The 19,344-nt window shown below is 58.4% G+C and carries 18 protein-coding genes; 6 read left to right on the forward strand and 12 right to left on the reverse strand.

What is annotated here, in order from left to right; translation table 11 throughout:
* Positions 1–21: 21 nt before the first annotated feature.
* The 7 genes from LGH74_RS04420 to LGH74_RS04450 all read right to left on the reverse strand — a co-directional run bounded on the left by LGH74_RS04420 (position 22) and on the right by LGH74_RS04450 (position 8,056).
* A complete protein-coding gene (locus LGH74_RS04420) occupies positions 22–1,671 on the reverse strand; it encodes a hypothetical protein (RefSeq protein WP_226172558.1) in 1,650 nt (549 codons plus the stop codon).
* Positions 1,646–2,242, reverse strand: a complete 597-nt coding sequence (locus LGH74_RS04425; protein WP_226172560.1) for an RNA polymerase sigma factor — start codon at positions 2,240–2,242, stop codon at positions 1,646–1,648. Before LGH74_RS04425 ends, LGH74_RS04420 begins: the two co-directional genes overlap by 26 nt.
* A 191-nt stretch (positions 2,243–2,433) precedes the next feature.
* A complete protein-coding gene (gene secDF, locus LGH74_RS04430; RefSeq protein WP_226172562.1) occupies positions 2,434–5,436 on the reverse strand; it encodes a protein translocase subunit SecDF in 3,003 nt (1,000 codons plus the stop codon).
* A gap of 130 nt (positions 5,437–5,566) precedes the next feature.
* The gene (locus tag LGH74_RS04435; RefSeq protein ID WP_226172564.1) at positions 5,567–5,932 is read right to left on the reverse strand and encodes a hypothetical protein; all 366 of its coding nucleotides are present in this window, start codon (positions 5,930–5,932) and stop codon (positions 5,567–5,569) included.
* A 254-nt stretch (positions 5,933–6,186) separates the two neighbouring features.
* Complete coding sequence (locus tag LGH74_RS04440) at positions 6,187–6,816, reverse strand: uridine kinase family protein (protein ID WP_226172566.1); 630 nt, start codon at positions 6,814–6,816, stop codon at positions 6,187–6,189.
* A gap of 108 nt (positions 6,817–6,924) precedes the next feature.
* Positions 6,925–7,515, reverse strand: a complete 591-nt coding sequence (locus tag LGH74_RS04445) for a non-canonical purine NTP diphosphatase (RefSeq protein ID WP_226172568.1) — start codon at positions 7,513–7,515, stop codon at positions 6,925–6,927.
* A 133-nt stretch (positions 7,516–7,648) separates the two neighbouring features.
* On the reverse strand, positions 7,649–8,056 hold the full coding sequence (locus LGH74_RS04450; RefSeq protein WP_226172571.1) for a hypothetical protein: 408 nt from the start codon (positions 8,054–8,056) through the stop codon (positions 7,649–7,651).
* A 196-nt stretch (positions 8,057–8,252) separates the two neighbouring features.
* On the opposite strand from LGH74_RS04450, the gene LGH74_RS04455 reads away from it, so the two are divergent.
* The 4 genes from LGH74_RS04455 to hemC all read left to right on the forward strand — a co-directional run bounded on the left by LGH74_RS04455 (position 8,253) and on the right by hemC (position 12,314).
* Positions 8,253–8,501, forward strand: coding sequence for a type B 50S ribosomal protein L31 (locus LGH74_RS04455; protein ID WP_226172573.1), 249 nt, complete (start codon positions 8,253–8,255; stop codon positions 8,499–8,501).
* Between the two features lie 203 nt (positions 8,502–8,704).
* Positions 8,705–9,934, forward strand: coding sequence for a GlmU family protein (locus LGH74_RS04460; protein WP_226172575.1), 1,230 nt, complete (start codon positions 8,705–8,707; stop codon positions 9,932–9,934).
* Positions 9,935–10,034: 100 nt separating this feature from the next.
* Positions 10,035–11,171, forward strand: a complete 1,137-nt coding sequence (locus tag LGH74_RS04465) for a DNA polymerase III subunit (protein WP_226172578.1) — start codon at positions 10,035–10,037, stop codon at positions 11,169–11,171.
* Positions 11,172–11,366: 195 nt separating this feature from the next.
* The gene (hemC, locus tag LGH74_RS04470) at positions 11,367–12,314 is read left to right on the forward strand and encodes a hydroxymethylbilane synthase (RefSeq protein WP_226172580.1); all 948 of its coding nucleotides are present in this window, start codon (positions 11,367–11,369) and stop codon (positions 12,312–12,314) included.
* Positions 12,315–12,387: 73 nt separating this feature from the next.
* Here hemC and LGH74_RS04475 read toward each other — a convergent pair whose 3' ends face one another.
* Positions 12,388–13,023, reverse strand: coding sequence for a DUF2238 domain-containing protein (locus LGH74_RS04475; RefSeq protein WP_226172582.1), 636 nt, complete (start codon positions 13,021–13,023; stop codon positions 12,388–12,390).
* Between the two features lie 228 nt (positions 13,024–13,251).
* Here LGH74_RS04475 and LGH74_RS04480 point away from each other — a divergent pair, with 228 nt between their 5' ends.
* Positions 13,252–13,896: a peptidylprolyl isomerase gene (locus LGH74_RS04480; protein WP_226172585.1), complete on the forward strand. Its 645-nt coding sequence runs from the start codon at positions 13,252–13,254 to the stop codon at positions 13,894–13,896.
* A 3-nt stretch (positions 13,897–13,899) separates the two neighbouring features.
* The gene (locus LGH74_RS04485; RefSeq protein ID WP_226172588.1) at positions 13,900–14,814 is read left to right on the forward strand and encodes an SDR family oxidoreductase; all 915 of its coding nucleotides are present in this window, start codon (positions 13,900–13,902) and stop codon (positions 14,812–14,814) included.
* A 124-nt stretch (positions 14,815–14,938) separates the two neighbouring features.
* Here the strand turns inward: LGH74_RS04485 and LGH74_RS04490 are convergent, their stop codons facing one another.
* The 4 genes from LGH74_RS04490 to LGH74_RS04505 form a co-directional block, all read right to left on the reverse strand.
* Positions 14,939–15,163, reverse strand: coding sequence for a hypothetical protein (locus LGH74_RS04490; protein WP_226172592.1), 225 nt, complete (start codon positions 15,161–15,163; stop codon positions 14,939–14,941).
* A 304-nt stretch (positions 15,164–15,467) separates the two neighbouring features.
* The gene (locus tag LGH74_RS04495) at positions 15,468–16,367 is read right to left on the reverse strand and encodes an ABC transporter permease (RefSeq protein ID WP_226172595.1); all 900 of its coding nucleotides are present in this window, start codon (positions 16,365–16,367) and stop codon (positions 15,468–15,470) included.
* Positions 16,368–16,456: 89 nt separating this feature from the next.
* Positions 16,457–17,536 carry an ABC transporter permease gene (locus LGH74_RS04500; RefSeq protein ID WP_226172598.1) on the reverse strand — a complete coding sequence of 360 codons (1,080 nt, stop codon included), beginning with the start codon at positions 17,534–17,536 and terminating at the stop codon, positions 16,457–16,459.
* A gap of 3 nt (positions 17,537–17,539) precedes the next feature.
* Positions 17,540–19,276, reverse strand: coding sequence for an ABC transporter substrate-binding protein (locus tag LGH74_RS04505; protein ID WP_226172601.1), 1,737 nt, complete (start codon positions 19,274–19,276; stop codon positions 17,540–17,542).
* Positions 19,277–19,344 lie beyond the last annotated feature (68 nt).

Genomic DNA, 19,344 nt, shown 5'->3' on the forward strand with positions numbered 1-19,344 from the left:
AGGAATAGAAGAAAAAGCGCGCTAGGGCGTAACCGAGGCCGGCGCGGTAGGCAGCAAGCTGTATTTGAGGGAGAAAAAGACGCCGGCGCTGCTAAGCTTCACTTTGCCGAAGCCCACGCCACCCAGCGGAACCTTCACAAATGGCTCGCCCTGCAACGACCAGCGGCCCGGCAAACTCCGCTCGTAGCCCGCCGACAGGTTAACGACGCTCAGCCAGTGGTTCGAGCCTTTGGCCAGGCTCCAGTCTTTGGTGGCAGGCTTGCCGTAGTACTGGTAGGAGTAGAGGTACCGCTCGTGGCGCATCAGCAGCGAAGACAGGCCCACGGAGGCAAACACGGTGGTATTGGCCCGCTGTAGCACATCGTAGCGCAGGTTGATGGGCACCTCGGTGATACGGCAGGTGGCGTCTATTACGTCGATGTCGTAATTGTTGCTCCAGTAGCCAGTTGGCGGGTGGTAGTCGGAGCCCCGGGCTATGTAGCGCTTCACCGAGCGAATGGCTGCCGCATTGATCCGCAGGCGGTTGGTCAGCCGGTATTCGGCCATAATACCCAGGTTGCTGCCCACGGCCGTGGTCTTTTCCCAGCGCACAGTGCTTAGCTCCGGCGCATACATCAACCCCACGCTGAAGCGGTAAGTGGGCTTGGTACGCCGGGGTTTTTCGGGCTGCTGAGTTGAATCAGGCTGAACTATGGCGGGCCGCGGCGCAAGTACTGCCGGAATCGGCTCTACGGCGGTCGGAGCTGCCGAATCGGGCAGGGTGGCTCCTGAATTACGGTCGGGTAGGGGCTCACTACCCGGCCGTATAGCTGCTGCAACAGCTGCTTCAGGAGCTACCGTTTCGGCCGACGATACGGGCACAGCAGGTGCGGGTACCGGGGAAGTTGGGGTGTCTTGCGAAATGTGGCGAGCCGCTGCCGGAGCCAAAGCGCCGGAGTGACCAGAAGTCGTTTCAGGTACGCTGGCCACTGGGGTTTCGGATTTAGGTACTGGCAACAACAGGGCTTGAGCTGGCAGCGGGTGGTTGCGTCGGCTCGGCGCATCTACTGTTATCGTAGCTGAAACGGTGCCATAGTCACTAGCCGTAAAAGCCTCTCTACGGGCCATAGCCTTCGGTTTGCGCGTGGGCTGCACGGGCAGTAGCACCAGGGCCGGGTGGAGTTTCGCGGGCCGTAACTGGTGCTGCGGATGGGCAGAATTTTTTGTTGCTTCCGGTGCTGTCACTTCAGCAGCGGAAGCGGGTGCTGCTGCTGGTTGAGTTGCTGCTGCCACTGCCTTTGCTACGGGTACGGCCGGGGTTTTCGGCGAAGCTGATCGGGAATTACTGGTCTGGGCAGAAACTGCGGCGGGCCGGGCGGCTTTGGTTTGGGCGGCGGCTAGGGCCAGCTTGGTTTGTTTGGCGTCGGTGGTGGTGAGCATGCCGGCGGCCAGCTTGGGCAGCGGGGTTTGGGCCGAGAAGCCCAGCCATACCAGCAGGCCTACCGCTAGTGCCAGCGTTTCCAGCGCGAAAATGCGGAGCACCCGCTGGCGCACGAGCTGCTGCACGGCGGCTTCCTCCAGCTTCCGCTCCATCTGCAGCCAGGCGCTGAGGTTGTGTTCGTCGGGGTAGTTGTCGGCGCTCTGCTGAAACAGCGCGTCGAGCTCCTCATCCGACATATCCGGCGTACGCATGATGGCTGGTTTGTTTAAGGATGTTCTTGAGGTGGGCGCGCGCCTTCGACAAGTTTGATTTGGAAGCCCCAACCGAGATGCCCAGCTGGCTGCTTACTTCTTCGTGGGTAAAGCCGTCGATGACGTAGAGGTTGAACACCGTACGGTAGGCCGGGGAAAGCTGCTGAATAAGCCGGAGCAGCTCCTCGTAGGAGAGAATATCGAGGGCCGAGTTGCCGGTGTCGGCCTCGGCGTAGGCGGCATCATTGAGCTCTTGCTGGTGCTGATGCTTTCCCTGGGTGCGGTAATGGTCGATGGCGGTGTGAATCATGATGCGCTTGAGCCAGCCCCGGAAGGAGCCGCTGACTTCGTGCCGGGTGACGTCGAAGCGGCTTACGTCGCGGAATACTTTCATAAACCCGTCGTTGGCGGCTTCCATTGCTTCGTCGCGGGTGCGGGTGTAGCGCAGGCAAATGCTCATGGCAAAGCTATAGTACAGCCCATACAGCCGCCGTTGCGCGTCGCGCTCCGCCCGCTGGCAGCCTGCCAGCAAGGCAATAAGCATCTCGGGGTCGTGTTCGGCGTGGGGCACGGCTGCGGGGTTTATATCCAGCGACTCGCAGGCTTGCGGAAAAAGGTTGCCTCGCGGTAATAAAAGTTACAAAAAGTGTTGGTACATGGCTTCGGTATGAGGCATAAAAAAGCCCGGTCCTTACGAACCAGGCTTTTTTAATCATCCACAAATTGCGACTCATCCGGCAAATCCGAATGAATCCGTGGGCCTTACTGCACCGTCGTCGAGAGCTTGGGCGCGTCGGCGTCGGTGATGACCGTCGAGGTGGTCGTGCCACGCTCCCGGGCCTCCTTGCGGCCGTAGGTGTCCAGGATAATCGGCGTAGCGATGAACAGCGACGAATACGTACCGAAGATGATACCCACAATCATGGCGAAGGAGAACGAGCGGAGCGTTTCACCACCGAAGATGTAGAGTACGATTACCACCAGGAACACCGTAGTAAACGTAATCATAGTACGCGAGAAGGTGCTGTTCAGCGCGGGGTTTACTACCTGCGCGAAGGTCAGGTGCGGATTCTCCCGCAGATATTCCCGGATCCGGTCGTAGATAACCACGGTGTCGTTCATCGAGAAGCCGATAATGGTCAGCACGGCAGCCACGAAGATCTGGTCCATTTCGTAGTTCAGGCCAAAGGCGCGGGCAATGGGGTAAGCCGCAATTACCAGCAGCGCATCGTGGAAGAGGGCAATAACGGCGGCCATCGAATACTGCCACCGCTCGAAACGGAACAGTACGTACACGAAGATACCCAGCAGCGTCAGGCCCAGGCTCAGCACCGAAGTCTTCTTGATGTCATCGGCAATGGTGGCGCCTACTTTCGAGGTGCTCTTGATCTGCGGGTTGTCGGCACCGTACTGCTTGAGGCCGGCCAGCAGGGCGTTCTGCACTTTCTCGTCGGCAGCAGTGCTTTCGTCCTCGGCCAGGTAGCCGGTCGTGATACGCAGGCGGTTGGCCGCGCCGAAGGTTTTTACCTCGGTACCGGCGCCTTTAAAGTCATCGGCCAGGGCTTCCTTTACGTCGGAAGCAACTTCGTTCTTGTTGAAGTCAACCACGTAGCTGCGGCCACCGCGGAAGTCAACGCCCAAGTTGGGGCCGCCCTGAATGTACATCAGCACGAAGCCGATGATGATGAAAACCGTCGAGGTGATGTAGGCAATCTTGCGCTTGCCCACGATGTCGAAGTTCAGGCCCTTAAACAGGTGACGCGAAATAGGCGTGCTGAAGGTGATGCTGGTCGTTTCCTTACCGCGGGTCAGCCACTCGATGATGAGGCGCGACACGAACACGGCCGACAGGAACGAGGTCAGTACGCCGATACCCAGCGTGATGGCGAAGTTCTGTACCGGACCCGTACCGAAGAAGCCCAGGATAACGGCAATCAGCATCGTGGTTACGTTCGAGTCGAAGATGGCCGTAAACGCGCGGGCATAGCCCTTGTTGATGGCATCTTTCACGGTCAGACCGTGGTCCAGCTCTTCCCGAATCCGCTCGAAGATCAGTACGTTGGCATCCACCGCCATACCGAAGGTCAGCACCAGACCGGCAATACCGGGCAGGGTGAGGGCGGTGCCGAACTGAGCCAGTACGCCCAGAATCAGGAAGCCGTTGAACAGCAGCGCGGCATCGGCCACCAGGCCGGCCTTACCGTAGTAGAGGGCCATGAACACCATAATCAGCACCAAGCCGGCCAGCGACGAATACAAGCCCTGGTTGATGGCTTCCTGACCGAGCGACGGACCAACTACGGCTTCTTCCACGATGCGGGTAGGAGCGGGCAGCTTACCGGCTTTCAGGACGTTGCCAAGGTCTTGGGCTTCTTCAATCGAGAAGTTGCCCGAAATGCTGGAGTTGCCACCGGCAATTTCAGCCTGCACCACGGGAGCCGAGTACACATAGTCATCAAGCACAATGGCTACCTGACGGCCAATGTTGGCGGCCGTCAAACGCTGCCACTTCTTGGCGCCCGAGGGGTTCATCTGCATCGAAACTTCCGGACGGCCACCCTGGTCGTAGTCCTGGCGGGCATCCGATACTACTTCGCCACCGAGTGGGGCGGTAGCCTCCCGCGACTTGCGGATGGCGTAGAGCTGCAGGTATTCCTGGCCTTCGATTACGTCGGGCTTCACACCCCACAGGAACGTCAGGTTAGCGGGCAGTACGGCGCGTACCTCGGGCATTTTCAGCATCGAGTTCACGCGGGCCGTGTCACGCACGTTCGAGCCCAGCGCGCCGGGCATCGTGAAGAGCTTAGCCAGGGCGCTGCTCTGCTGGGGGTTAGTCGAGTCGGCTTTGGCCGTAGTGGTTTTCTTTTTGGCAAGCTGGCTGGCCAGCGAAGAAGAGTCGCCGGCGGCCGTGGTGGCAGCCGTAGCGGTAGAGTCGGTGGTAGCAGTAGCCGGAGTAGCGGCGGTGCCGGTCAGCTTGTCGGCAGCTTCTTTGGCCGTCAGCACTTCGTTGAGCTGGCCGAGGTAGGGCGAGAATTCATCGGCACGCCATACTTCCCAGAACTCCAGCTTGGCCTGGCCCTGGAGCAGCTTACGAACCCGCTCGGGGTTATCCACGCCGGGCAACTCAATCTGGATGCGGCCCGTGCCTTTCACCCGCTGGATGTTGGGCTGGTTCACGCCGAATTTATCGACGCGGGTGCGCAGGATGTTGAACGAGCGTTCAATGGCTTCTTCCTCTTCCTTGTCGATGGCGGCAATTACCTTTTCGTTGGTCGAGTTGATGTCGATGCCCCGGCTCTTGTTGGTCGTGTTAGCAAAGATGCGTGCCAGCTTATCGTTGGGCGCGATGGTGCGGTAGGCCTGAGCAAACAGGGCCGTGAAAGGCGTCGACGGGTTGGTCTTCTGCATGGTCTGGGCTTCCACCAGCGCCTTGTTGAAGTTTACGTCTTTGGAGTTGCCCGACATAGCCCGCACGATTTCCACCGGCGAGACTTCCAGCGTTACGTGCATGCCGCCTTTCAGGTCGAGGCCGAGGCCCAGTTCCGAGGCGCGCACGTCGCGGTAGGTGTAGGGGCCAAACACGGGGGCGCGCCACACCGAGTCGAGGTAGTGCTGCCGCTGCCGCTCGTCGAGCTTGCCGCTCTTGGAGGCGTAGTTTACGGCATCCTTCTGCACCCCACGGGAAATGTAGGTGAAGAAGAGAAAGTACGCGCACAAAGCCGAAACGACGACCGTAAGCGCGATAATGAGTCCTTTATTACGCATTGAGAAAAAATAAAATGTATTCGGGGAAAAGCAATCCGGATCAGGCGGCCGTATTGATCACGCATGAGTCTGCTGCACCTGCAAAAGCACGCCGGCTACCGGGAGCCGCGCAAGGGGGCCGGCTCAGTGGTTAGGGAGCGTGCGGCGACAGGGCTGCCACCAGCAGCCGGGAGCGGAACAAATCGGGGACGGCGCTGGGCCGGGGCTGTGGGGCGGCAATGCGCCGCGCCGGCCGGGGCCACACCAGCGGCTCGAAGCCGGGCTGCCAGATATCGGTGGCCGGAGCCAGCCATAAGCCCAGCGGGGCTGTGGCTTCCAGGGTTACTTTCTGCTTGACCAGCGCCGCTTTCGGCCCCACGCCCACGCGCGTCACTTTGCCTTCCGGAAGCCGGTAGGTAGCAACGGCCCGGTGGTTCAGCGCCAGCACAAACAGCAGAGTAGCTGTGAGCAGCGTGAAGCGCAGGCGGGGCAAAAAGTGGGAGAGAAAGACCAGCATTCTTAAAGCAATGGTTACAAATATAGCCAAACCCGGCAGCGCGGGCAAGCAGAAAGCGGCGGATTAGGGCGGAAAAGACGAACAAACGTTCATAAAACCCGTAGCATCGGCGCCGTTCGGCCGCCTGACCCCGGTGGCCGCCGCGTCCTGCCACTGCTTGGTCGAAGCAAAGTAAAAGAGCCCCGGGAAACGAAAAATGCCCCGACAGCTGCTCGAAAAGAGCATGTCGAGGCATTCATAAAAGGTAGTTTCGCCTATTTCTTGGCTTCCACCACTTTATTGCGCAGAAACGACACCAGCACGTCCAGGCCCCGGTCGAAGTGGCGGTTGTTGGGAATCACGATGTCGGCATCTTGCTTGAAGGGCTTGATGTACTTCTCGTAGGTGGGCGCCACGTGGTTGGTGTAGCGGTAGAGCACGTCCTCCAGGTCGTAGCCCCGCTCGTCCCGGTCGCGCACGATGCGGCGCTGCAGCTTCACATGCTCCCGGGCATCGATGTACACTTTCAGATCGAGCAGCTTGGCTACTTCCTCGAAGTAAAACACGAAGATGCCTTCGACTACCACAATGGGCGCGGGCCGGAATACCAACTCGTTGGCCTTCACGTTGGGGTTGTTGAAGGTGTATTCCTGGCGGCGCACTTCCTTGCCCTGGCTGATTTGCAGCACGTCGGCGGCGTAGGCAGCCGAGTCGATGGAGCCCGGCAGGTCGAAGTTGGTGACGCCGTTCACGTCGATCTGCTGGTTTTCGCGCGGGTGGTAATAGTTGTCCTGCGAAATCAGACAAATATCTTCTTCAGGAAACGAGGCCAGCAGGCGGCGCAGAAAGGTGGTTTTACCCGAGGCACTGCCGCCCGTAATACCGACGATGAAAGGATGTTGCATGGGGGTGGGAAATGGCCCGTACCTACAGGGCCAACCCTGCAAAAGTAACAAAATGCCTTGGGCCGCCGAGGTTTCCGGGCTTTGGACCGCCGAATATTTCTGTTTTGTCTACTTTTTTGCCTCCAGCGTCTGCAAAAAGCCAACCAGCCCCGCCACGGCCCGGGCCCGGTGGCTAAGCGTATTTTTCTCGGCTAGTGTCATTTCCGCAAAGGTCACATCCTGCTCCTCGGGCCGGAAAACCGGGTCGTAGCCGAAGCCGTCCGTGCCGCGCACGTCCTCGGTAATGTGGCCATCTACGGCCCCGGCAAACTCGTGGACCGCGCCGTCGGGCAGCACCAGGGCAATAACGGTCCGGAACTGGGCCGAGCGGTCGGCTTTGCCTTGCAGCTCCTGCAGCAGCTTGGCCACGTTGTCGGCGGCCGAGCGCTGGGGGCCGGCGTAGCGGGCTGAGTACACGCCCGGCTCCCCATTCAGGGCGGCTACTTCCAGGCCGGTGTCGTCGGCAAAGCAGGAAGTTTGGTAGTGCTGCCACACGTATTCGGCCTTTTGCCGGGCATTGCCTTCGAGCGTATCCTGGGTTTCGGGCAGCTCTTCGTGGCAGCCAATATCGCGCAGACTTAGCAACTCGATGCTGGCCGGCAGCAAAGCCCGGACTTCGGTGAGCTTGTGCTCATTATTGGTAGCAAAACAGATGCGCATGGGTGGTGAAATTGTGAAAGGTGAAGTTGTGATGACACATTATAAGTCGTTGGTCAAAGATAAGGGCACAAAAAAACCGGCTCCTGCGTACCGGCTTAATTCATTCACAAATTCACCTTTCACAACTTCACCGCTAGCGAAACATCGACTTGATGCTGCCCCAAGAGCGCTGCACGGCGCTGGGCGTGGTGTTGAGGACGGTGGTGTAGTTCTGGTCGCCGGCGGTGGTATGCACCGTGAGGCGGTAGGTGAAGGGCCCGCCGCCATTGGTACCGTTGATACCCCGGTACACATTGTCGTCGAGGTAGAGGTAGCGCCGCTGGCCGCCGGGTGCCACGGTGGTCATGCGGGCAAAGCTGGGCTCGTTGTTGGATTTGCGCCAGATATCATAGTTCTGCACGCCGCTTTCGTTCGTCACTTCCCACTCTAGACGCACGTTGGTGCCGTCGAAGGTGGCCTGAAAAAGCGTGATAGTAGCGCCGTAAGCCAGCGTAGCCGCCAACAGGCATAACCCCCCCAATAGAGTAGCAGTACGAATCATATAACAAAGCCAACAGGGGTGGGGTAGGGAGTAGCGGGCGGAAATCAAAAATAAACATTTTCCAGTTCTGTCAGCTAGTAGTACTTCGAAATCCAGAAAAGACGGCGCACGTTTTTAAAATTCGGAGCTAACGTGTACTTTTGCAGTCCCTTCCGCAAAATCGGCAGGGCCAGAAGGTTTTAACGGCATCACGACCATGAAAAAAGACATCCACCCCGAGTATCGCCAAGTTGTGTTCCAGGACACGTCCAGCGACTTTAAATTCATCACCCGCTCGACGATGAACTCCAACGAGACCATCACGATGGAGGACGGCAAGACGTATCCCGTTATCAAGGTGGAAGTTAGCAGTGCCTCGCACCCTTTCTACACCGGCAAAAACGTGTTTATCGACACCGCTGGCCGCGTAGAGAAATTCCGCAACCGCTACCAGAAGAAAGCCTAGCTCTGGGCAGTGGCCGCAAGCGGATGCCTGCAGCTTACTAGATTATACAAAGCTCCTTTCGGCCCCGCCGGAAGGAGCTTTTTGTTGCCAGCTACTTCCGGTGGGCGGCAATTTTGCCGCCCACGTCCATGGTTTTGCGGCTAAGGCGCTAACTTGCCGCGGCCAATTCTCGGCCTGTTTCCCGCTCATCGTTTCTGCCCCGCATGACTATTCTGCTCTTCGACGACCCCGCCATCCGCCCCCAGCTGTTGCCCTTCACCTTCACGCGCCCGGTGGCGGCCCTGCGCTGCGGTATCCTGACGGTGGCCGAAAAATGGCAGCACCGCCTGCAGCAGCCTGTGCATTACCTCACCGAGCAATACCTGCAGGCCAAATACCCCGCCGGGCCGGTGGGTGGGCCGGCGCTGGTTATCAACGGAGCCGTGTGCCCCGATGAGCTACTGGCCAAGCAGGTTCAGGCTCTACAGCCCGGCCAGGCTTTGATGGATGGCGACCTGCTGGTGGCTGCCCACTTGGCCGATGCCGCCAACGTGGCCGAGCTGATTCAGGATGGCTTCACCGACACCAAGGAAGTTGCCGAGCCCGTTGTTGTCCTGCGGCAGGTGTGGCACCTGTTTCTGCACAACGGGGCCGAAATTCGCCGCGACTTTGCCCTGCTTACCCACGGCCGCCAGTCGCAGCCCATCGGCGACGCGCATACCATCGTGTACGCCCCCGAGAATATCTTCATTGAGGAAGGCGTCAAAATCCGGGCGGCTATTCTAAACGCTGAGGACGGCCCGATTTACCTGGGCAAAAACTCCCAGGTGCACGAAGGCGCTATTATCAAAGGCCCGCTGGCGCTCTGCGAAGGGTCGCACATCAATGCCGGGGCCAAAATGCGCGGCGACAATACCGTAGGGCCGCACAGCAAAGTAGGGGGTGAAGTGGGCAACTCCATTCTGCTGGGCTACTCCAACAAAGGCCACGACGGCTACCTCGGCAACTCGGTGATTGGCGAATGGTGCAACCTGGGGGCCGATACCAACACCTCCAACCTGAAGAACAACTATGCGCCAGTGAAAATCTGGAGCCACAGCGCGGGCCGCTTCGTGAATACCGGCCAGCAGTTTTGTGGCCTGATGATGGGCGACCATAGCAAGTGTGGCATCAACACGATGTTCAATACCGGCACGGTGGTGGGAGTGGGGGCCAACATATTCGGAGCCGGCTTCCCGCGCACGTTTATTCCCTCCTTCAGCTGGGGCGGGGCCGCGGGCTTCGAAACCTTCAAGATGCCTAAAGTAGCCGAAGTAGCCGAGCGCGTCATGGCCCGCCGTCACCTGGCGTATGATGCCGTAGAGCAATCCATCATGCAGCACGTGTTCGACCAGACCGCTAAAGACCGGATCTGGGAAAAGGCCGTGAGCAAAGAAGCGCCAGCCGCCGAGTAAACGCCCTTGTGCGACTGCCACCCGCACAAGGGTCGTCTCCTGGCTGACCAAAACCGGCTGACAGAAGCTTTGCTGCCTCAGCACAAATCAACCGTACATCATGCGTTTCTCCGAAATACCCGGCCAGACCGACGTCAAGCGGGTGCTGGTGCAAACCGTGCATCGGCAGCACATTGCCCACGCCCAGCTGTTTCGCGGGGCCGAAGGCTCGGCGGCGCTGGCGCTAGCCCTGGCCTACGCCACGTTTCTGAACTGTGAGAACCGGGCCGCCGATGCCGCCGATTCCTGCGGGCAATGCTCCAGCTGCCAGAAAATCGACAAGCTGATTCACCCCGATCTGAACTTCATCCTGCCCGTCACCACCACCAAGGCCGTGGCCAAGGATGCCGTCAGCAGCAAGTTTGCGGGCGAATGGCGCTCCTTCGTGCTCGAAAACCCTTACCAGGGCCTCAACGACTGGATGCAGCACATCGGGGCCGACAACAAGCAGGGCAGCATTTCCAAGGAAGAAAGCTTGCAGCTGCTCAAGCTCGTGTCACTCAAAGCCTTCGAGGCGCAGTTTAAAATCGTCATTATCTGGCTGCCCGAACTCATGCACCCGGCCGCCGCCAACGCCGTGCTCAAACTGCTGGAAGAGCCGCCGCCCGCCACGGTGTTTCTGCTGGTGAGCTTCTCGCCCGAGCAGCTGCTGCCCACCATCATCAGCCGCGTGCAGCCGGTGGTAGTAAGGCCCTATGCCGAGCCAGAACTCACTGCCTTTCTGCGCGACGAGCACCAGGTGCCCGAAGTGAAGGCCCGGCAGATTGCCCAGCTCGTGGAAGGCAACCTCGGCGCGGCGCTGGCCGCCCGCGAAGCTGCCGCCGACAACGACTATTTCACCTTCTTCGTGGAATGGATGCGCCAGTGCTACGGCTACAAGGTCGACCTGATTCTGAGCAAAACCGACGAGTTTCAGAAGATGGGCCGCGAAAACCAGAAGGAGTTTCTGCAGTTCGGGCTGGGCATTCTACGCAAGGTGCTGCTCTTCGGCATCGATGCACAGCTCGTGCCCCATTTGCCGGCTAGTGAGCAGCAGTTTGTGGCGGGCTTCAGCCGCTTCGTGCACCCGGCCAACGCCGATGCGCTAACCCAGGAGATGAACGACGCGCACTACCACATTGAGCGCAATGCCAACCCCCGGATGGTCTTCGTGGACATGTCCCTGCGTATTGCCGAGCTGCTCAAAATGCCCGTTTAAACGCTGGAAATACAGAAAATACAGTTTGCTAATTTGCTATAGTAACTGCTAAAAGCCGTATAGACCGTACGGGGCAAACGGGTGTTGTACCTTTGCCAGCCCAATAATGCGCAGGCTACCGCCGGAATCCAACACAGAATTCCGGTGTCTGATTAACCCCGGGCAGCGGGCTGAACTGGTTGCCATTTCCTTCTTATGACTCTCAATCGTCCCATTCGCATCGGAACCCGCGGCAGCCGGCTGGCTCTCTGGCAGGCGCACCACGTAGCGGCCTTGCTGGAACTGGCCCAGCTGACCACCGAAATCGTCATTATCACGACCAAAGGCGACGTCGTGCTGGACCGCTCCCTGGATAAAATCGGGGCCAAGGGGGTGTTCACCGAGGAGCTGGAGGAAAGCCTGCGCTCCGGTGCTATCGATATTGCCGTGCACAGCGCCAAGGACGTGCAAAGCACCATTCCCGCCGACCTGGAACTGCTGGCCTTCATGGAGCGCGAAAAGGTGAACGACGTTATCGTCAGCTTCGACCCCGCCCTCGATCTGAGCCGCCCCGACCTTGTGCTGGGTACCAGCAGCACGCGTCGCAAAGCCATGCTGCGCCGGTTTTACCCCCACGCTACCACGGCCGAGGCCCGCGGCAACCTCCAGACGCGCCTGCGCAAGCTCGAAGAAGGGCAGTACCACGCGCTGGTGCTGGCCTATGCTGGTGTGCACCGTATGGAGTATGACGAGCTAATTCGCCACGTATTGCCCGAAACCCAGTTTGTGCCGGCCACCGGCCAGGGCAGCGTGGCCATCGAGTGTGCCCGCAATCTGGAGCCAGCGTTGAAGGCCGAGCTACAGCGCATACTCGACCACACGGCCACCCACACTTGCCTACTGGCTGAACGCGCCTTTCTGCGCACAATGGAAGGCGGCTGCAGCATTCCTTCGTTTGCCCTGGCTACGCTCAGCACCGACGGCGCGCTGCAGCTGCACGGCGGCCTCATCAGCCTCGACGGGCAGCAGTACTTGGAGGAAATCCTGACCACGACCGACCTAATGCAGGTAGAAGCCCTGGGCACGGAGCTGGCCGAGCGGGTGCTGAGCCGGGGCGGCCGCCAGATTCTGGACGATATCCGCAGCCAGCGCGCCGTGAGCTGAGCCAGCGCGCAAGACCACTATCAAAAAAGGCCCGGAAGTTGATTCCGGGCCTTTTTCGTGTTTTACAACTGCTTTAAAGCGCTTGGGCGGGCCTGGTAAACTTGTCGCGCAGCCAGTAGAGCAGTAGGGCAAAAATAGCCCCGCTGGTATCGGCCAACATATCTTTCTGGGCATCCCAGATGTCGCCTTGGCTGCCCAGAAAAGCGGCTCCGGCGTCGCCGCCCGCTGTTTCGGCATACACCCATTCAATCAGCTCGTAGGCCATGGCCACTGTGCCGATGACGCAGAGCGGGAACAGGTAGGCTACCACCCGGTTACGGATAATCTGGTACCGGTCGATAAGCTCCAGGATGGCAAAGGCGTAGAAGCCCACGCTGATGTGCGCTACCCGGTCGTACATATTACGCTTGAAGCCGAACAGGTCGTTGAACCAGGCAAAGGGCACTTTCTCGAAGGTGTAATGGCCGCCGATAGTGTGCATAAACAGCAGCACGCTCATCAGCAAGTAAGCTAGGTTGGAAAACCGGACGCCGCGCACGTAAAGCACCGCCAGGGCGGCGGTAATGGCGACAATTGGCAGGTTTTCGGCCACCCAGGTGCCTCGTTCGGCCGGATTGATAGCCAGCACGGCAAACAGAATTATGTAAGCCAGCAAAAGCAACTTGGGAAACCAGTGGGGAGGCGGCGAAGCCGAGGCAGGAGCAGACATGAAGCAGGGATGAAAGGACGAGTTTGGCGCACAATACGGATATTTCGCAGATTCGCTGCTGCCCGGCGCGAAAAGTGTATTTCATCTTTGCCATACTACTTGCATTTCCGGGCTGCCAGCTTCTTCGCCCGCGCCCTTGCTCCCTGAGTCTGCTCGGCCAGGATTTTGTAGCGCAGCCTGCCGAAACCGCGTAGTTTTGTTGTTCTCTCCTCACCCTAACTCCTCGCTATGAAGTCCATTTTCCGCGCTACGGCGCTCTGCTGGCTATTGATCTGCGTATTGGCCCTGACGCTGCAGGCCGCCAAAGCTCCCAAAAAAAGCAAGAAGGACCAGGTCGTGACTATCAGTACGCCTCAAGGCGACATTCGCATGATTCTGTTTGATGAGACGCCCCTGCACAAGGGAAACTTCCTGAAGCTGGCCCAGAGCGGGTTCTACAACGGCACTACCTTTCACCGCATCATCCCGAATTTCATGATTCAGGGCGGCGACGCCAACTCCAAGGATGCCGACCCGAACAACGACGGTATGGGCCCGCAAAACGATAAGACGATTCCGGCCGAAATTCGGCCCGAGTTTTCGCACAAGTTCGGGGCCGTAGCCGCCGCCCGCCAGGGTGACATGGTGAATCCGACCAAAGCCAGCAGCAGCTCTCAGTTCTACATCGTGCAGAACCACACCGGCACTCCTCACCTCAACGGGGGCTATACTGTTTTCGGGCAGGTTATCAGCGGCCTGGATATTATCGACAAGATTGCGGCCCAGCCCAAAGACATGCGCGACCGGCCGACCACCGACGTCAAAATGACGGTGAAAGTGGAAAAGCTGAAGAAAAAGAAAATTACGGAGCTCTACGGCTACAAGTACGAGTAGCGCATGACCAGACGCATCTTAGTAACCGGCTCCAATGGCCTGCTGGGGCAGAAACTGGTCGAATTGCTGCACCATGAGCCCGGCGTAGAGCTCATTGCCTCCTCCCGCGGTGCCAATAAGCTGGCGGCCCTCTATCCAGCCGTGCGCTTCGTGCCGCTCGACGTCACCGACTGCGCCCAGGTGCAGGCCGTGCTGGCGGCCGAGCAGCCCACTCACCTCATCCACACTGCCGCCATGACCAACGTGGACGAGTGTGAACTGAACCAAGAGGCTTGCTGGCAACAGAACGTAACGGCCGTGGAGCATCTGGTAGAAGCTTGCGCCCAGCTCAGCGTCCACCTCATCCACGTCAGCACCGATTTTATTTTCAGCGGGGAGCAAGGGCCCCTGAGCGAGGAGGCCGCACCGGAGCCCGTCAACTTCTATGGCCAAAGCAAGCTGGCCGCCGAACAAGCCGTGCAGGCTAGCGCCGGCCGCTGGGCTATTGTGCGCACGGTGCTGGTCTACGGCATTGCCCACGACTACGGCCGTACCAACATCGTGCTCTGGGTGCGCGAGTCATTGGCGGCCGGTAAGCATATTAAGGTCGTCGATGACCAATTCCGGACGCCTACGCTGGCCGAAGACTTGGCTCAGGGCTGCTGGCTGGTAGCCCTCCACGATGCTGCCGGCATCTACCACATCAGCAGCAATGAGATGCTCACGCCCTACCAGATGGCACTGCAGGTAGCTGATTATTTTCAGCTGGATAAAAGCTTCATCGAGAAAGTAAATGCCAGTACTTTTTCGCAGCCGGCCCGGCGGCCGCTCCGTACGGGCTTTATTATTGCCAAGGCGCAGCGGGAATTGGGCTTCCGGCCGCATAGCTTTCAGGAAGGCATTGCGCTGCTGGCCCGGCAAATGGGCACAGAGGCCTGAAAAGCGAGTAAAAGCCTATAAACGCAAAAAAACCGTTGGCAAGGCCAGCGGTTTTTTTACACACCTATTGCAACAACCTTCGGGTATTACCGCTGCGAGCAGAGCAGCGCCACACCCATTCTATTTATTCGCCGCCGATTTCCGACGGGATTATTCCTACCAAAAGGCCGCCTATCAGCATGGCCGCGCCGGTGCGCAGAGCCACTTGTCCGGCAGGATAAGATATTAGCTCCCCGTCGAGAGTTTGGAAGCAGCCTGCACTCTGGCGAGTGGCCCGACGGGCAGCCATTTCCAGCAGCAGGTAATGCAAGGCATATCCCTGACGACGCTTAACTAATAAATAACTCATACTGAAAGACCGCAAACAGCCTGTAGAAAGTAGCTAGCCTACTTGGCGGGCTGTTTCTATATGACAATATTAGGGTGATAAGCGGCGCATGTAAAGGATGATTAGCCCCTAATTGTGACTTGGTTAATAATCAGCTTGGTTGCATGAACCATAGAAGGATTTGAAATTAAAAAGGATAGGTTTTGGGCCTGTAATTACTGCTTGACAACGCAAGTGGCGTAATTGCAGTGTGTTATTATGCCTATTAGCTTTTGCTATAGCTATTGATGTGTGCTGAAAAGGTGTCTAATTGTGACAGTTGATTTTAATTGGCCGCTTCTAGGCGTCCAATTAAAATCAACTGTCGCAACGCCAGTGTGGTAAACAAAATAGCCGTAGCGGGCACTGCAATCAGCCACCAGGCGGTGGGCTCCAGGCGGGCCGTAGCCAGCATGCGTCCCCAACTGGCTGTTTCGGGTGGCAGGCCTACGCCCAGAAACGATAGGGTAGTTTCGAGGCCAAGCAGCGTGGCTACACTCAGCGGCAGTGTGGCTCGCACCGTTTTCCAGATAACGGGCAAGGCATGGCGGGTAATAATGCGCCAATCAGATAAACCCAACGCCCGGGCGGCTTCGATGTAAGGCAACTGGCTGATGTGTTGCATATCAGCCCGTACCAGCTGGGCAGTAGCAGGCCAGAAAGTGAGAGCTAGTACGAGCAGTAGCATCGGGGCCGAAGGAGGCTGTAGGGCTGCCAGGGCTAGTACCAGCACTAGCCGGGGAACCGAAGAAAGGAAAGCTACGAGCAGCAAAACCAGCCGGTCGAAGGGTACCGGCCAGGAGCTAGGTCGAGCCTGAAGACCCAAACGCCGCGCGCCTAGCCACAAGCCCAACACAACCAGGCCAGTAGCCCAGCCCAGCCACCACGCGGTGCCCGTGAAGCTGGCCCAAAATAGCCCGGTGCCCGCCGAAATTAGCACGATGGTAGCGGGCAGCCGCAGCCGGTTATTGCCCCAATACCCGGCTAGGCACCCTAGCAGGGTGCCTAGCAGCGTGGCTATCAAGGCAGCGGGCACACTAATCAGACTTACCGTGCGGGCTCCAAAGACAAGCCCGGCTAGACTGTCACGCCCCATTGGGTCGGTGCCGAGCCAATGGGTACCAGAAAAGGGCGGCTGCGTAATGGCCGCTAGGTCGGGAGAATCGGGTGCGAAGGGTAAGGGCAATATCTCCGCAGCTAGGGCCACTAGTGCTACCAACGCCAACCACAGTATAGCCAGCCATCTACGCCACCAGTGAGGTATTGTGAACCGTCTCACGCTTCTAGGCGAGTTCGTGGGTCAGCTTGGTACGACAGCCAATCGGCTAAAATTTGCGCCAGCAGCCGGGTCAGCGCAATCAGCAAAACGCCGCCCAGCAGAACAGGGAAATCATGGGCAGCGGCTGCCTCGGCCAGCAGGCGGCCCATGCCGGGCACCGCAAATATCCACTCTACTACGACTGCCCCGGCTACCAGTGCCGGTAGCAGGTCGGCTATATAGATAATAGCGGGCAATAAGGCATTGCGAAGCGCATGACGCCGTACTACCAGTCGATTGGCCAAACCCTTAGCCCGGGCCGTCACCACGTAGTCGGTTTTCAGCTCTTGTTGCAGGGAGTTGTCGAGTTGCACAACCAAGGCAGGCAGACTCACTAGCACCAAGCTTAGCAACGGCAACGTGATATGGTGCAGAAAGCCAAGTAGCTGACTGTTCCAGGAGGCTGTGCTATCCGCTCGGCCCATGCCATAAGCCGGAAAGAGCGCCAGCATATCGGGGTTAGCCAGTAGTAGCAGCAATAGCAGCGCCACAACAAAGAGCGGCAGGGCGTGTAGCATGTGTAACCCGCCCAGCACCGCGTACCGGATGCCACGGTAGCGGGCTAGCAGCAGCGTGAGGACATGCGCCGCCGCAATAGTTACCAAAAAAGCCGCAATGGTCAATGGCAGCGTAGAGCCTAGGGCGCGGAGCAGCAAAGCCGTCACTGGTTGGTTGTCCCGGAAAGAATAACCTAAATTACCGTGTAGCAAGTCGCGCAGCCAGATATGGTACTGATTGTGCAATCCATTCCACTGCCAGCGCCAGCGCAAAGTGGGTGAACGTGACGGTGACTTTGGCGCGGCGGCTGGTGTCAGATAGAACAGCGGTAAATCCAGGCCCAGGCGCTGATGGAGTAAGCGTTCCGCGGTTTGAGTCTGCTCCGGCGTAGCGGTGCGCGCCGATAGATTGCCGCCCCGGGAGCCTTCAAAACCCAGTGGATTACTTGCTAAGGCACGACTCAGTAGGAAAATAACCGACAAAATGGCCCAGGCTGCCGGCAAAGAGTGTACCAGACGGGAAACCAGGAAGCGTCTCATGCGTCACTGGGCAACGGGCTTCTCCCGAATGGCAGTTGCCGTGTAGCCCGGCCGAAGCCCCGAAACCTGCAGATTGGTGAGCCGGCTGGCGGCCGCCAGCCGGGAGCGTAGAAAAAACAGAACCGTCAGCGGCTTTTCGTCGTGCAACACTCGTTGAAATTGCCTGATAAGCTTAATCTGGCGGCTTTCCTGCTCTTCAACGGCTATGGCTTCGATGAGTCGGTCACTGCTGGTAGTGGCAAAGCCCATGTAATTGCCGGCTCCAATACTGTTGGAATGAAGAATAGGAGCAAAGTTGTACACAAATGGATTGCCAGTAACGGTAAACAGATACATGTCTACTGAGCCTGACCGCAGCTTTTCCCAGAACAGTGAAGACTCCAGGGGCTGAGGCTGAATAGGAATGCCAATTTGCCGGGCAGTGTTGCGCAGCTGCAGCGCTATGGTTTCAAATGCTGGGTCCCCGACCCGGTAGCTAAGCGACAAAGCAAGCTGCTGCGCCTGGCCTGAATGTCCCTGCCGCGTCCAATTGCCAGAAGACTGCCGTTGCCAACCCGCCTTTTGCAGCAGCCCAACAGCCGCGTCCACATCATAAGCGGTTAGGGGCAGGCTGTCGTTGTATAGGCGCCCCGAATTTGGATTTATCAAGCCCACGCTCGGGTAGGCCATGCCCTGCTGAGTGGCCTGAATAAGGGCCGGCACGTTAAATAAATGAGACAAGGCCTGGCGGGTAAACTTATCCTGTAAGGTAGGCTGCCGGGTATTAAAGCAGGCCGTTATCATCTTATAGGAGTCGGTGGTGTAGAACTGCAGTTCTGCCTCCTTGTCTTTGGTTTGGCGTAGTCGTTGAAACTCTTTGGCCGGCATCATTGGGTACACGTCGATATCACCACGCCGTAAGGCCAGCACGGCAGTTGCCTCATCCGGAATGATTTGATAATCGAGCCTTACCGGGTGGGCTTGCAGGGGAAGTAAATCGGAGTGCAGCGTGTCGGCCCACCAAGTAGCCTTACGCTTGAATGTAACGTAGCGGCCCGGCTCCCAGCTTTCTAGGGTATAGGGGCCACAGCCGGGCAGTCGTTCGGGATGATGGTCGAGTTGGGCTTGTTTGTAGCGCTGTACAAAAGCCCCAATAGCCGGATGATGCTCATCACCGGCCGTATCGGCCCGTAGCGTGGCCAACGAGAAAGGGCGTAATTGACCTTGCGGATCCAGTGGATACTCAGGCAGGATAATATAGTCGCCTGATGACCACTTATACTCAGGTGAACGGCCGGCACAGATCAGGGTGAAACGCCGGTCATCTTTCGGATCGAGTTTTATATCCCGAATAAAGCCCCATTGGGATTGGTTGCTCTCCGTCGGTAGGCCCGGGCAGTTCATCACTTTGAGTGTGAAGGCAACATCACGGGCTGATACTGGCCGACCGTTGTCCCACACAGCTGCAGGTCGTATCCGGTAAGTCAGCAGTGTCAGGGAATCGGTATACGCTACCGTCGGCAACGATTCAGCCAAGCAGGGGGTAAATTGCTGCTTGCTGGGGTCAACAAATAATAAGCTTGAATACAACAGATTTGCTGCTTCAAGAGCATTTTCATTTGGCAAAATCAGCGGATCCATATTTTCAGGATCCCGTGCCCAACGAATACGAATCGGAGACTTAGTGCTTTCCTGATGCGAAGAGCAGGCGCCCACGACGCCGCTCACCACAACCAGGAAACCAAATAAAAGCTGCTTCATGAAGAGGTTTCTGCTCGGAGAGAGTGCCGGGCAAGTTAACAACATTCTACAGGAAGCCGAACGCTATA

It is taken from the genome of Hymenobacter lucidus, assembly GCF_020447265.1.
Classification (GTDB): Bacteria; Bacteroidota; Bacteroidia; order Cytophagales; family Hymenobacteraceae; genus Hymenobacter; species Hymenobacter lucidus.

Bases quoted from the DNA above. Each gene is read 5' to 3' on its own strand.
- LGH74_RS04420 (WP_226172558.1), bottom strand. From the start codon at position 1,671: ATGCGTACGCCGGATATGTCGGATGAGGAGCTCGACGCGCTGTTTCAG.
- secDF (WP_226172562.1), bottom strand. From the start codon at position 5,436: ATGCGTAATAAAGGACTCATTATCGCGCTTACGGTCGTCGTTTCGGCT.
- LGH74_RS04435 (WP_226172564.1), bottom strand. From the start codon at position 5,932: ATGCTGGTCTTTCTCTCCCACTTTTTGCCCCGCCTGCGCTTCACGCTG.
- LGH74_RS04440 (WP_226172566.1), bottom strand. From the start codon at position 6,816: ATGCAACATCCTTTCATCGTCGGTATTACGGGCGGCAGTGCCTCGGGT.
- LGH74_RS04445 (WP_226172568.1), bottom strand. From the start codon at position 7,515: ATGCGCATCTGTTTTGCTACCAATAATGAGCACAAGCTCACCGAAGTC.
- LGH74_RS04450 (WP_226172571.1), bottom strand. From the start codon at position 8,056: ATGATTCGTACTGCTACTCTATTGGGGGGGTTATGCCTGTTGGCGGCT.
- LGH74_RS04455 (WP_226172573.1), top strand. From the start codon at position 8,253: ATGAAAAAAGACATCCACCCCGAGTATCGCCAAGTTGTGTTCCAGGAC.
- LGH74_RS04460 (WP_226172575.1), top strand. From the start codon at position 8,705: ATGACTATTCTGCTCTTCGACGACCCCGCCATCCGCCCCCAGCTGTTG.
- LGH74_RS04465 (WP_226172578.1), top strand. From the start codon at position 10,035: ATGCGTTTCTCCGAAATACCCGGCCAGACCGACGTCAAGCGGGTGCTG.
- hemC (WP_226172580.1), top strand. From the start codon at position 11,367: ATGACTCTCAATCGTCCCATTCGCATCGGAACCCGCGGCAGCCGGCTG.
- LGH74_RS04475 (WP_226172582.1), bottom strand. From the start codon at position 13,023: ATGTCTGCTCCTGCCTCGGCTTCGCCGCCTCCCCACTGGTTTCCCAAG.
- LGH74_RS04480 (WP_226172585.1), top strand. From the start codon at position 13,252: ATGAAGTCCATTTTCCGCGCTACGGCGCTCTGCTGGCTATTGATCTGC.
- LGH74_RS04485 (WP_226172588.1), top strand. From the start codon at position 13,900: ATGACCAGACGCATCTTAGTAACCGGCTCCAATGGCCTGCTGGGGCAG.
- LGH74_RS04490 (WP_226172592.1), bottom strand. From the start codon at position 15,163: ATGAGTTATTTATTAGTTAAGCGTCGTCAGGGATATGCCTTGCATTAC.
- LGH74_RS04500 (WP_226172598.1), bottom strand. From the start codon at position 17,536: ATGAGACGCTTCCTGGTTTCCCGTCTGGTACACTCTTTGCCGGCAGCC.
- LGH74_RS04505 (WP_226172601.1), bottom strand. From the start codon at position 19,276: ATGAAGCAGCTTTTATTTGGTTTCCTGGTTGTGGTGAGCGGCGTCGTG.